Below are 11,705 nucleotides of genomic sequence, written 5' to 3' on the forward strand. Positions count from 1 at the left end.
ATGGCGCAGGTCCCGGACTTCGTCAGCCTCAACGGCCCTGACAACGTGGGCAAGACGACCCACCTGGTGCGGCTGGCCGAGCGGTGGGACGGCTTCCAGCCGCTGGGCGCGGTCCACGAGCACGACCCCGAGCCGTGGGCTCGGGTGGCCGCCGGCGACTACGCCCGGTGGTGGTTCGAGACGTCCACGACTGTCGAGCTGACCGAGATGCTGCTCGTCGGCCACGCCAAGCGGGCCGCCGCCCGCGAGGCCGGGCGCACGGGCCTGCTCGACCGGGGCCTGCCCATGCTCCTCGCCGTGGCCACCGCAACCTGCGTGGTCAAGGACGGACTGACGGTCGGCGAGGCGTCCAAGACCGTGACGGGCATCTCCGGTTCGCGCGCCACCGCAGCAGAGACCGCGATCCTCCTGCTCCCGTCACTCGACGCCGAGCGCAGCTACGCCATCGCCAGCGCCCGCGAGGGCAGCCCCTGGACCGGGATCTACCCGGCCTACCAGAAGACGCTGCACACGGTCCTGCTCCACCAGGCCGACCACGGCTCGTACACCGCGGTCGTGGACTGCGAGGACCGCTCCCTGGACGACATCCACGCCGACGTACTCGGCCACGTCGGCCTCCCCCGACTCACTGACGGGAGTCCCCGATGACCCAGAACTCCCCGCCCCTGGTTTTGCCGCCCGGCCTGTCCCGCGCCATCGCCGCGCTTCAGGACAAGGACCGTCACCGCCTGGACGACGCCATCACCCGGCTCCACACTGTCAACGGGCGCCTGTGGCACACCGAGGACCGGGTGCGCAGCTCCTTACTCTCCGCCGCCCAGGTCGCCGACTGCAAGCGCGAGATCGACCAGCTCAACGCCGAACGCAACGCGCTCGCCGAACGGGCTGACGAGGTCCTCGGCTCGCTGGCCGACGCGGGCCGCGCCGACGCGCCGCTGCACACCGAGACGCTCGCCTCCGTCGTCGACCGCCTGTCGGTGCTGACGCTGCGGATCTGGCACAGCGAGCGGGCGGCAGCCCGGGACGAGCTGGCCCGTCGGCGTGTCCCCGCCCTGCACAGCCAGCGGGAAGAGCTGTGCGCCGCCCTCGACACGCTGATCTCCGACGTCGTCGCCGGCCACCGGCGGCTTCCCATACCGGCCCGCTTCAAGTTGTACGGCCGGGACGACGCCGCCCCTGCAGAGATCAAGCCGAGCCGACACCTCCGCCGGGTCCTCGCCTTCGGCGGGCTGAGCGAGTGCGGCAAGAGCACCAGCGCCGAATTCGTCCAGCGCACGTGCGGCGCCCAGCGCCTCAAGATCGGCTTCCTGCTGCGGCAGGCGGCCCACCAGGAGGGCCTTGCGGACCCGTACGCGCTGTCGGCCCGTCGGCAGGCCGAGCTGCTGCTCGGCGAGCTGAATCGCTTCGCGGACGCCCACGTCGACACAAAGCTGTTCACCATCGAGTCCGTCCACGACGACACCTCGATCGCCGAGCTCAAGCAGCTCATGGGCGACTCGCTCCAGATCGTCTACCTGGACGCCTCCTTCGCCGTACGCGTCGAGCGGTCCGGGACGCCGGCCCAGGCCGTCGCCGCGAAGGACGAGATCAAGATGAGCCGTGGTGCCCACCAGGTCGCCGCGCTCGCCGACCACGTCATCGACAACACCGGAAGCATCGCAGCCCTCCGCGCCCGGCTCCGGCGCATCGCCGCCCCACCCGCCGCCACGGCGCTGCGCGTGGCTACCCCGTACGGGCTGGGCCTGCCGGCCGCCATCGCCTCGGCAACGGCCGACTTCACCGACGCGGTACGGGCGTACGGCCCCGGCGTGCGGCTCGCCGCCCTGACCGGCAGCCCCGGCGAGGGCAGCTGGATCGCCGGCTGGTCCGACCTGGACCTCCTCGTGATCGCCGAACACGAAGCCATCTGCCAGGTCCACGAGGCCCTGGAGCAGTACCGGACCGCCCTGGGCAGTACAACCTCCCTCGGCCCCACCCTCGTCACCCCCGGCGAACTGACCGGCCGACGTCTCACCCCGCGCCTGGCGTTCGTCCTCCACCAGCTCCAGCAGGGCAGCCCCGTCCTGCACGCCACACCCGACCTCGAACTGCCGACGATCAGCCGAGATGAGCTCGCTTTCGCCGCCGTCCGCGAACTCCCCCAGGTCGTCCTGACCATGCGCCGCCTGCGCGCCGAAGCCGGGCCGGCGACGCTGCGGCAGCTCTACAAGCACCTCGTACTCGCCTGCCGCCTCCTCCTCCGCGAGCACAACCAGTGGGAGTCCGGCCCCGACCGGATCCTCGCCGTGGCCTCACGCATGCCGGGCCTGCGCCTCCTCTCGGTGCCCTCCCTGGCCGAGATCGCCAGCGCCTGGCGCGACGGCGAGACCGAACTCGTCCTCAAGCCCGTCACCGCGGCCGTCGACCAGCTCCTCACCTGGTACGCCGCCCAGCTCGCCGCCTGAACGGCCTCCCTCTCCTTCCTCCTTCTCCGTCCGACAGGAGCTTCGCCATGCCCGAAACCATCGCCGTGCCCTCCTTCTCCGCCCGGATCGTCGAACGCCTTAGCGTCGGAGCCACGAGCCGCCGCGAGCGCGTCATCCACTCCCTGGACGGCCTGGAGGACCCGGTCCACCCCACCACCCTCGCCGACACCGGAACCCACCTGTGGCGTCTGCTCCAGGAGCAGGTGACTGACGGACTCGACTCCGTGGACTTCCTCCTCGGCCTGGACGCCGGCGGCATCCTGCCGACCGTCTCCCTCGCCGGCGCCGCCCACCTCCCGTACAAGATCGCCTGGAAGCTGCACCTCCCGCTCGACGGCGCGGTCCGCTTCAGCGAGCCCCACGCGATGCGCACCGACGTCTTCGCGTACGGCATCGCTCCCAGACAGCGCATCGTCATCGTGGACGACGAGATCACCACCGGCCGGACCCTGGCCGACCTCACCCGCCGCCTCCGCGAGGCCGGCGCCGTCCCGCTGGCGGCGGCCTGCCTGGTGGAGGACACCACCCGCGGAGCCCGCGACCTGCTCACCGACCTCGGTCTGCCCCTGGTCTCCCTCACCACGATCGAGGGCACGGCGTGACCGCGGTCGCCCCGGCAGGGATCCGGTTCCACCACGGTTCCCTGGTCATCCCCGCCGGGGCCGTGCACACCACCCCGCTCGGGTACGACCGCGACGGCGTTCCCATCGGCGCACCGCTCCCGCTTGCCGCCTCCGCCGAACTGGTCCACCGCCTGAGCGGGTGCGGTGAGGTCGTGGTGGCCTTCGAGGGGAAGCTCGGCGACACCCTCCTCGCCCTATCGGGTGTCCGCGCGGTCCTCGACTGGCTGCGGCTGCGGTCAGTCCGCGTGACTGTTCGGGCGGTGGGTCCGTACGCGGAGCTGATCGCCCGCACGGGGCTGATCACGCGGCCCCAAGCCACCCCACCCAGCGGCTGGCGGGCCGTGATCGGAGACCGCACGGGAATCGAGGCACACGGCTCGGAAGCGGCGGTGAGCCTGGTGCTCGACCCAGCGGCCCCACCGTGCTGGTCGAGCGACGGCCGCGCCCACCCGGACCTACCCGCCCGCCACTACCTGGCGGTGGAGCGCCGCCTCGGCATCCGCCTGCCCGACACGGCATCCTTCGCTCCCACCGTCGCGACCGGGCCGAACAACCTTGTGGAGGAACTCCGCTCAGTGGGCTGGCTCGGCGGCCTGAACCTCGCCGCCATCACCGCCACCAGCTGGCCGGAACGCAAGGACTACACCGCCCAGCGCTACATCACCCTCGCCGAGCACATCGCCGAGGCCCACCAGGCCCAGGCCCGGCTGCTGCTCATCGGCGGCAACCCGGACGGCGGCCTCCGCATCACCGCGGAGGCTCCCCGACGCCACGTGCAGATCCTCCGCCTCGACGGGATGCCGGCAGACCACCTCACCGACCTCTTCCCGTACTGCCACCTGATCGTCGGCAACGACACCGGCCTCACCCACCTCGCCGCGATGGCCCGCGGCCGGGACGGAACCTCCCCGCCCGTCATCGGCCTGTACGCGCGCCACAGCCACAGCAAGTGGCGCACCGGCCTGCCGCACCACCACGCCGTCGCCACCGCCCTGTCCGACCGCATGCACCAGGGCGACCTCTGCCCCGTCCGCGACGCCATCACCGCGGACACGGACGTTCACATGGACGCCTTCCCGCCCGCCGCGCTGGCCCAGGTCTGCCTCGAACTGCTCAACGGGGTGAGGCCATGACCTTCCAGCCTCTCCTTCGGCTGGGGCCGGTACGGCGCTTCACCCGCAACCTGCTCTGCCCCGTCGACCTCCTCGGCCGCCCGCTGCTCCTGAAGTACACCCGCGACCCGGCCGAGGCCCGCGAGGAGATCCGCGGCCACGCCCAACTGGCCCGGCACTACCGCGTCCCCGCCCTGCACGCCCATCTGCGCGTACCGGGCGGCCACCTCCTCGCGTACGAACGCCTCCCCGGCGGCACCGACCAGGGCCTCCTGCTCGACCTCCTCAACGCGGACGAGCCGAGCAGCGACCTCGACATCTACATGGACCAACTCACAGCCGCGTACCGCGAGGTCATCCTCACCACGGCATGGCCGGCCGATCCGACGCACGTCGTCCGCAAGCTGTACTGGGACCGCGCGGCACCCGGCGGGCGACTCGACACGTACTACGCCGGCAAGGACTTCCTGATCGCCGACGGCCTCATCGACCTCCCGGTCTCCCGCCTCGACACCTACACCCTGAACATCAACGGCCGCCGACACCATCTCGACTGGGCCGCCACCCTCCGCTGGCTCCGCGCCCACTTCGCCACGGCCGAGCCGGTCTGGGCGGCCCTCACCCAGGGCGACCCCACCGACGTCAACCTCGCCCACCCGCTCGCCTGGTTCGACTACGACACCGCCGGGATGAACAGCATCCCCGGCGAGTTCGCCAACTTCCTCTGGTACACCTCCGCCCTCGGCGGCTGGCTGGTCCCCACATACAACCCGACCGCCCTCGCCGACCACCCCGCCACCTTCGCCCACGTCCCGGCCAACACCCCCGAGCTCCAGCGAGCGGGCATCGACCACACCACCAGCACCATCCACATCAACTACACCCCGCGCCTCTCGGCACCCCGGCGAGCCGCGGTGAACGCGTACTGGAACCAGCTCGTACAGCCGGTCGCGGACCGTCTCTGGCCCGGCGAGGACCTGGCGAACCTGCTCCGCCCCTACCTCGCCATGCGCATCCTCGGCGTCTACAACCTGGCCGACCTGACCTCTGAGGACCGGCTCGTCCTCCTCGCCCGGCTCGCCGAAGCCATGAGCCCCGCCTTTGACCCGACCACCTACTTCTGCCCGCTGAAGTCGCCATGCCCGGCCCCCTGAACGGCCGTACCGTCCTGGTCACCGGTGCCACCGGCGGCCTCGGCTCGGCCATAGCCCGACGTCTCGCCGCCGACGGCGCCACGGTCGCCCTCGCCCACCTCGACGACGACCAGGTCGCAGCCGAGCTCGCTGTCCACATCACCGACAGCGGCGGCACCGCAATCCCCCTGGCAGCCGACCTCCGCGAGGCCGAGGCCGTACGCGCCCTCTGCCACCAGGCCCACGACCGGATCGGCCCGATCGACATCCTGATCAGCAACGCCGGCGCCTACCCCCGCCGACCGTGGCCCGAGACGACACCAGCCCATTGGGACGACGTCCTGGCCACCAACCTGACCAGCCACTATCTCCTCGCCCAACAGCTGACCCCCGCCATGACGGTCGTCGGCTGGGGCCGGATCATCACGATCGGATCCGTCCTGGCCACGGCGGGCCGCCATGACCTCTCCGGCTACATCAGCGCCAAGGCCGGGCTCGAAGGACTCACCCGCGCCCTCGCCCGCGAACTCGGCCCCGCCGGCATCACCGCCAACTGCGTCGCCCCGGGCTCCATCCGTGTTCCCGCCGAGGACACCGTCGTCGACGACCCGGAGGCCATGACCGCCCGCCAGCTCGCCCGCCAGTGCATCCAGCGCCGGGGCCGCCCGGACGACGTCGCCGCTGCCGTCGCCTTCCTCGCCACCGACGACGCCGGCTTCATCACCGGCCAGACCCTGCGCGTCGACGGGGGCTGGATCCTTGGCTGACATCTGGCTCATGCGCCACGGCGCCTACGAAGGCCACCGCCCCGGCCACCACGCCCCGCACGAAGCCGCCCTCACGCAGGAGGGCCGCGACCAGGTACGCCGCGCCCTCCCCCTCCCCGACGGCATCACCGCGATCGTCACCAGCCCGATCCCCCGTGCCCGTCAGACCGCCACCCTGGTCTCGCATCTCACGGGCCTGCCGATCGTGGCCACCTCCGGCCTCCTCGCCGAATGGCGCGCCCCGAGCATCGTCCTCGGCCGCACGGCCGAGACCTACCCGCCGGCCTACCGCGCCTGGCGAGCCCGGCGCCTCGCCAACCCCTCCCTACGCTGCGAAGACGGCGAAAGCCTCACCGACCTCCACACCCGCGCCCGCCACTGCGCCGCCTTCCTCCACCACACCACCCAACGCCACGGCCCCCTCCTGGCCGTCTCCCACACCCTCCTCCTCGGCGTCCTCACCCACCTTCCAGAAGGCCCCGCCGCCTTCACCACCGCCGCGAAGACCCCCTGGCAGTTCGCCGAACGCCGTTTCTTCACCCCCCTATCACCGCAGCACTGAGCAGCCGCAAAGCCGCCGATGAACGCTCGTCGTCCGCTGCACACGCCGCATACCGCTGGAGCCTCGTCGACGCGGGATGCCAACCGCATGCCGACGGGAGACCCGGCAGAATCGAGTCGTACCCATACCCGGCTGACAAAGGGGAGCGCCGTAGACCTGTTGCCGACCACCACGAGCGCCGACAGCTCATCCGCGACGGATACGAGGACGCGGACCACGACAGCGGACCCGGCCTCCACGGGAAGGGCAGCGCCATCCGTGGAAGAAGAGCCTCTCGAAACTCAAGCGCTCCTATGATCGGATCGCGAGGTCGTGATGCAGAGTCGTAGTGGGGGGCCATGACACAGTCAGCAGCCGCAGCCGAAAGGGCGATTGAGCAACTCCTTGACCACGACAGGAAGATCCTCGACCTCCGGCAAGAGATCCGCGAAGCCCGCCTTAAGCGGTTCCTACTGGTCTCGACCTACTCCTCTGCACCTGTGCTGCTATTACTCCTATTTGTCGGGAACATCGCTACATGGGGCCGCGTCGACTTGGCCCGCGTCAACCTGGCCTGCATCCCCCTTCTCGTCGCTCTCCTAGTCCTGTGCGCGGTCGTCCGCGCCCACAGCACCAGGGTTGATTTCTGGGACGGCCCTCTCTTCGACGAATGGAAGTCGGGGCACGCGGCGGAAAAGAAGATCGACCTTGAGCTCGCCATCGAACGCAAGCGCCTTTCTGCAGCATCTATCGACCTGCCAACAGAGACCCGCCGCAGCATCTACCGGGAGACCGTGCCAGGAGCCATCGAGCAGTACCGTTCCGACGGACTTCGCTACAGGCGGGTCCACAACCTGTTCCAGAGCGTCGTCATCATCGGCTCGCTGGCGACGTCGACAGCAGCGAGTCTCGCGGAAACCCCACCCCCCTACAAGTGGATCACCGTCGGCACCAGCTTCTCCGTTGGTCTCGCGGCAGGCTTCACCGGCTACTTCAAGTTCCGCGAACGCAGCTTCTACCTCCAGCAGACGGCCGACAGCATCGAGGAGGAGTACGACGCCGTGAACCTGAAAGTTGGCCGCTACAAGAGCAGCGTGGACGACGGAGCTGCCCTTCTGGAGTTCACCGAGCGGGTTGAGACCCTCAAGAACGACCAGCGCAAGCGACAGCAGCAACTGGACCAGCCGACGGAGACGCCCGAGGGCTGACTCCGTTGTCCTGGCCGTTGTCCGGTTCGCTGACGGATGTCACTGTGCGCCGTACACGCACCGCCTTGGCTCGCGCCGCCGGAAGCATGCTGTTCCCAGCGCCAGCGGTCCCATTCCTCGACTTCGGCAGGGTGGTCGGGCCAGTCCTCGCTCCACCTCGCGACGACCTCGTCGGCGCGCTCGCGGTGGAGAATGGCCACAGCATCCCAGGGGCACCACCCGGGTTGGCTGGTCGGCCCCTCGGGCTCAGGGCAGTCCGGACCTTCACCGAAGCATGATTTGCACTGCAACAGGTCCTCTTCGGGGAGGAAACCCTCGAACGAAGGATGAGCTACTCACAGATCGGCCTTTCTGACGCGAAGGTTTTCCAGCGGAGGCATCCGCCTCCAGGCCCTCGGATGAGGAGAAAGGCCACCCCTATGACCACTGGCATAGACCCCGACGCGATCCCTCCGGACAAGCTCATCGTCCAAGACGGCCGCATCACCCCCGCAGGGGAACTGATCATCGCGAAGATGGCTGAGAATCTGGCCGCCCTCTTTCAACAGGCCGACGACCCAATGGCCGCGCTGGAGGCGTTCCGGGAGATCCTCCCCGTGCAGATGAGGGCGATCGTCAACAAGCGTGACGATGCCGAGCCCAGCCCGATGCGGAAGGTACTCTCCTGCCTCGTCGGTTCCGAATGTCTGGAGCGCCGCCCTGGACGCGCCCCTCTGACAGGCGATCGACTCGACGGCGAGCCCGACACCGACGACACCTGGGCAGATCGTCTCCCCTGTACCGAACAGCACGGCCACAACGGCGATCACCAGGACTTCGCCTGCCGAAGCTGGCAGCGGGTGGTGGCGCCCTCATGACGCAGCCCTTCGAGAGCCTCCGCGTCGCACCTCTCCACGTCCACCGAGGCGAAGGTCGTCAGGAGTTGCCCATCATGGCGCGCTACGACGGCAACCGCGTCATCTCCACCTACGACCCGAAGCGGACCTCCGTCGAGACTGCTGCCTACCTCGGTCGTATTCGCCTGGCCTGCGAAGGGATCACCATCTCCGAGGTGATCCTCGAAGGCCATGCACAGGACCTGACAGACCTGTTCCACGCAGCATCGAAACTCTTCCTGGACGTGCAGTTCACCAGCGGGCCGCGGATCACAGACCCCGTCGTGAAGATCATCGATCAGGACACCTCGCAGGCGTCCTACTACATCCCGGAGGGCTGGGACCTGGCTGACGCTCTCCAGCGTCTACCCGACGCTTTCGCCATGGCCCAGCCGGAGGTAGCCCGCGCCCTGCAGCACATCGAGGCGGAGAAGAAAACCAGCAATAAGAAGGTCATCCGCCTCCTCGATCACGTGATTTTGATGATCTTGAAGGCTGGCGATCCATATCCCGTCTTCGCTGATCTGAAGCGCGCACTCGGCCAGGTGGAGACACCGGAGACGGCGGCCCTCACTCCCTCCGGGATGGCTTGAGCGAGCGCCACTTCGAGCACCCGCGATCGGGTACGAGTCGGCCGGCTCCAGGACCACGGTCTCAGGCGGCCGGCAAGGTCTGGTTGCAGTTCTGGTTGCGTTCACCCCTGTCCGGAAGCATCCAGACGGGGCCACCCCGAACGCTCCGCCGCAGGTCAGGACACCTACGCCCCCGCCGGACCCCCGTACGAACATTTGGAAAGCGTGTTGGGGGCAACCCCTCACGAGTTCGAATCTCGTATCCTCCGCAGCCGCCTGAACAGGCGAAACGAAGACCCCGGACCGCTCCAGCGGCCGGGATCTTCGGCATGTCCTGGTCTCAGTTTCGGTCTCATTTACTTGCGACATTCGCGACATTAAACGCATGCGCCAGGGCGCCCTCGAGAGCGGCGGACGTCGAGAACGACGGGGACACGCCATGAACGCCAGAGCTAGGAGTATGTTTTATGTAGGTGTACTTCTATATCTGGAGCCCTCGTGGACAAGCCTGCCGAGATGTTCGACCGGGACTACGAGTGGTCGGCGCTGAGCCGGTTCATCACCGATCCGCAGCCCGGCGCGACTCTGGGCGTGGTCTCCGGGCGCCGCCGCCAGGGCAAGACGTTCCTGCTGGACGCCGCCTGCCGTGCCGCCGGAGGGTTCTATTTCGGTGCGACCGAGGCCGCCGATGCCGAGTCGCTACGGCGGATCAGCACGGCGCTGACAGCCCACGTCCGCCCCGCCAGCCCGTTCCACTTCGCCGACTGGGCAGAGGCCGTCGACGCACTCCTCGCGCTCGGCGCCGAGCGGCCCGTCCCCGTGGTGATCGACGAGTTTCCGTACCTCGCCAAGGCCAACCCCGAGCTGCCCTCGATCATCCAAGAGGCGTTGCGGCCTCTGCGTGACCAGCGCACCGGCTCACGTACCCGGCTGCTGCTGTGCGGCTCGGCGCTGTCCTTCATGGGACGGCTGCTCTCAGGTAACGCCCCACTGCGCGGACGAGCCGGGCTGGAGCTGGTCGTCCGCCCCCTCGACCACCGCCTCGCCGCCGAATTCTGGGACATCACCGACCCTCACCTGGCCATGAAGGTGAACGCGATCGTGGGCGGCACCCCGGCCTATCGGCGCGAATTCGCACGCGGCGACACGCCAAAGGGGCCGGATGACTTCGACGACTGGGTCGTCCGCACCGTCCTCAATCCTGAAACCCCCCTCTTCCGCGAAGCCCGCTATCTGCTGGCCGAAGAACCCGACCTTCGCGACACCGCCCTGTACCTGTCCGTCCTGGCCGCCGTCGCCGACGGCAACGCCACACGCGGGGGCATGGCCGGCTACTTGGAACGCAAGGCCACCGACATCGCCCATCCCATCAACGTCCTCGAAGACGCAGGCCTGCTGCACCGGGACGCGGATGCCTTCCGTGACAACCGTCCCACTTACCGCATCGCCGAACCGCTGATCGGCTTCTACCACGCGATCATGCGACCGGTCTGGGACCAGCTCGAACGCCCGGGCAGCGCGGCACGGGTCTGGCAAGCCAGCCGTCGCCGCTTCGTCAGCAACGTCCTCGGGCCCCACTTCGAGCAGGTCTGCCGGGACTGGACTCTGCATCACGCCGACCCCGAGATTCTGGGCGGTCTGCCCGCCCGCGTAGGACACGGCGTCGTCCACGACCCCAAGGCCCGCACCGGCAATGAGGTCGACGTGGCGGTCATCGGAATCGCGGACGGTGCCAAGCCTCCCCTTCTCGCCATCGGAGAGGCCAAGTGGAACGACACCATGGGCGCCGCCCACATCGAACGCCTTCGGCACATCCGCGACCTCGTCGCTCAGGCAGGACGCTACGACACCACGAATACACAGCTCTTGTGCTTCAGCGGAGCCGGCTTCAACGACAAGGCGCACGCCGCGGCGGTGACCGATCCGAGCATCCATCTGATCAACCTGGCGACCCTCTACGGCCGGGGCTGACATCTCGTTGCCGCCCGAAGGTCTGCCGTTGGCGCCTCGCAGCTCTGCCGACAGTGTCTCTACCCTTCCTTGAACACGGGGAGCAGATAGATCAGCACCAGGGTGAGCGCCGTCGGCAAGCAGAAACCCGCGATTGCTCTCCAGAGTTGGTAACGGCGACCGGTCCACCACTTGGCCAGGAACGAGAGAAGAAAGCTGCTGACGACCAGCAGCAGCGTGCCCTGCGACACCAGAGCCACGTCACCACGCGCCCAGCCGAATATCTGACTGGCCCAGCCGTACAGGAAGGCCCCAACCAGAGCCAAGGCAGGCAAAGAGATGATCGCGAACCGACGTTCTGCCCTCCGCTCCGCAGCGTCCACCTCTGGAGTGACGATCTTGACGCGAACGTAGCGAGGCATGTCTCTCCAGGGACCGCACGTACCGTGTGAGCAGGGC

Annotated in this window: 12 protein-coding genes; 11 read left to right on the forward strand and 1 reads right to left on the reverse strand. The window is 69.0% G+C overall.

Annotated elements, in window-relative coordinates; all coding sequences use genetic code 11:
• From ACZ7HT_RS27165 to ACZ7HT_RS27215, 11 genes are all read left to right on the forward strand, one after another.
• Positions 1 to 648: a hypothetical protein gene (locus ACZ7HT_RS27165; RefSeq protein WP_471170746.1), complete on the forward strand. Its 648-nt coding sequence runs from the start codon at positions 1 to 3 to the stop codon at positions 646 to 648.
• Entirely contained in the window at positions 645 to 2,444 is a 1,800-nt protein-coding gene (locus ACZ7HT_RS27170; protein ID WP_471170748.1) for a DUF4254 domain-containing protein, read from the forward strand. Before ACZ7HT_RS27165 ends, ACZ7HT_RS27170 begins: the two co-directional genes overlap by 4 nt.
• Before the next feature lie 47 nt (positions 2,445 to 2,491).
• Complete coding sequence (locus ACZ7HT_RS27175; protein WP_471170750.1) at positions 2,492 to 3,067, forward strand: phosphoribosyltransferase; 576 nt, start codon at positions 2,492 to 2,494, stop codon at positions 3,065 to 3,067.
• Positions 3,064 to 4,221: a glycosyltransferase family 9 protein gene (locus tag ACZ7HT_RS27180; RefSeq protein ID WP_471170751.1), complete on the forward strand. Its 1,158-nt coding sequence runs from the start codon at positions 3,064 to 3,066 to the stop codon at positions 4,219 to 4,221. The genes ACZ7HT_RS27175 and ACZ7HT_RS27180 overlap by 4 nt, the downstream gene beginning before the upstream one ends.
• Entirely contained in the window at positions 4,218 to 5,354 is a 1,137-nt protein-coding gene (locus ACZ7HT_RS27185; RefSeq protein ID WP_471170753.1) for a hypothetical protein, read from the forward strand. Before ACZ7HT_RS27180 ends, ACZ7HT_RS27185 begins: the two co-directional genes overlap by 4 nt.
• Positions 5,339 to 6,100, forward strand: a complete 762-nt coding sequence (locus ACZ7HT_RS27190; protein WP_471170755.1) for an SDR family NAD(P)-dependent oxidoreductase — start codon at positions 5,339 to 5,341, stop codon at positions 6,098 to 6,100. The genes ACZ7HT_RS27185 and ACZ7HT_RS27190 overlap by 16 nt, the downstream gene beginning before the upstream one ends.
• Positions 6,093 to 6,662 (forward strand): histidine phosphatase family protein, encoded by a 570-nt coding sequence (locus tag ACZ7HT_RS27195; protein ID WP_471170757.1) that lies wholly within the window; start codon positions 6,093 to 6,095, stop codon positions 6,660 to 6,662. Before ACZ7HT_RS27190 ends, ACZ7HT_RS27195 begins: the two co-directional genes overlap by 8 nt.
• Before the next feature lie 338 nt (positions 6,663 to 7,000).
• Positions 7,001 to 7,849 (forward strand): SLATT domain-containing protein, encoded by an 849-nt coding sequence (locus tag ACZ7HT_RS27200; RefSeq protein ID WP_471170759.1) that lies wholly within the window; start codon positions 7,001 to 7,003, stop codon positions 7,847 to 7,849.
• Between the two features lie 419 nt (positions 7,850 to 8,268).
• Positions 8,269 to 8,706 carry a hypothetical protein gene (locus ACZ7HT_RS27205; protein WP_471170761.1) on the forward strand — a complete coding sequence of 146 codons (438 nt, stop codon included), beginning with the start codon at positions 8,269 to 8,271 and terminating at the stop codon, positions 8,704 to 8,706.
• Between the two features lie 74 nt (positions 8,707 to 8,780).
• Complete coding sequence (locus ACZ7HT_RS27210; RefSeq protein WP_471170762.1) at positions 8,781 to 9,317, forward strand: hypothetical protein; 537 nt, start codon at positions 8,781 to 8,783, stop codon at positions 9,315 to 9,317.
• Between the two features lie 477 nt (positions 9,318 to 9,794).
• The gene (locus ACZ7HT_RS27215; protein ID WP_471170764.1) at positions 9,795 to 11,267 is read left to right on the forward strand and encodes an AAA family ATPase; all 1,473 of its coding nucleotides are present in this window, start codon (positions 9,795 to 9,797) and stop codon (positions 11,265 to 11,267) included.
• 59 nt (positions 11,268 to 11,326) lie between these two features.
• Here the strand turns inward: ACZ7HT_RS27215 and ACZ7HT_RS27220 are convergent, their stop codons facing one another.
• Positions 11,327 to 11,668 carry a hypothetical protein gene (locus ACZ7HT_RS27220; RefSeq protein ID WP_471170766.1) on the reverse strand — a complete coding sequence of 114 codons (342 nt, stop codon included), beginning with the start codon at positions 11,666 to 11,668 and terminating at the stop codon, positions 11,327 to 11,329.
• Positions 11,669 to 11,705: the final 37 nt, after the last annotated feature.

The organism is Streptomyces sp. NPDC037410, from assembly GCF_055602235.1.

Coding starts and splice junctions, on each gene's coding strand:
- ACZ7HT_RS27205 (WP_471170761.1), top strand. CDS start 8,269: ATGACCACTGGCATAGACCCCGACGCGATCCCTCCGGACAAGCTCATC.
- ACZ7HT_RS27220 (WP_471170766.1), bottom strand. CDS start 11,668: ATGCCTCGCTACGTTCGCGTCAAGATCGTCACTCCAGAGGTGGACGCT.
- ACZ7HT_RS27175 (WP_471170750.1), top strand. CDS start 2,492: ATGCCCGAAACCATCGCCGTGCCCTCCTTCTCCGCCCGGATCGTCGAA.
- ACZ7HT_RS27185 (WP_471170753.1), top strand. CDS start 4,218: ATGACCTTCCAGCCTCTCCTTCGGCTGGGGCCGGTACGGCGCTTCACC.
- ACZ7HT_RS27165 (WP_471170746.1), top strand. CDS start 1: ATGGCGCAGGTCCCGGACTTCGTCAGCCTCAACGGCCCTGACAACGTG.
- ACZ7HT_RS27170 (WP_471170748.1), top strand. CDS start 645: ATGACCCAGAACTCCCCGCCCCTGGTTTTGCCGCCCGGCCTGTCCCGC.
- ACZ7HT_RS27190 (WP_471170755.1), top strand. CDS start 5,339: ATGCCCGGCCCCCTGAACGGCCGTACCGTCCTGGTCACCGGTGCCACC.
- ACZ7HT_RS27210 (WP_471170762.1), top strand. CDS start 8,781: ATGGCGCGCTACGACGGCAACCGCGTCATCTCCACCTACGACCCGAAG.
- ACZ7HT_RS27200 (WP_471170759.1), top strand. CDS start 7,001: ATGACACAGTCAGCAGCCGCAGCCGAAAGGGCGATTGAGCAACTCCTT.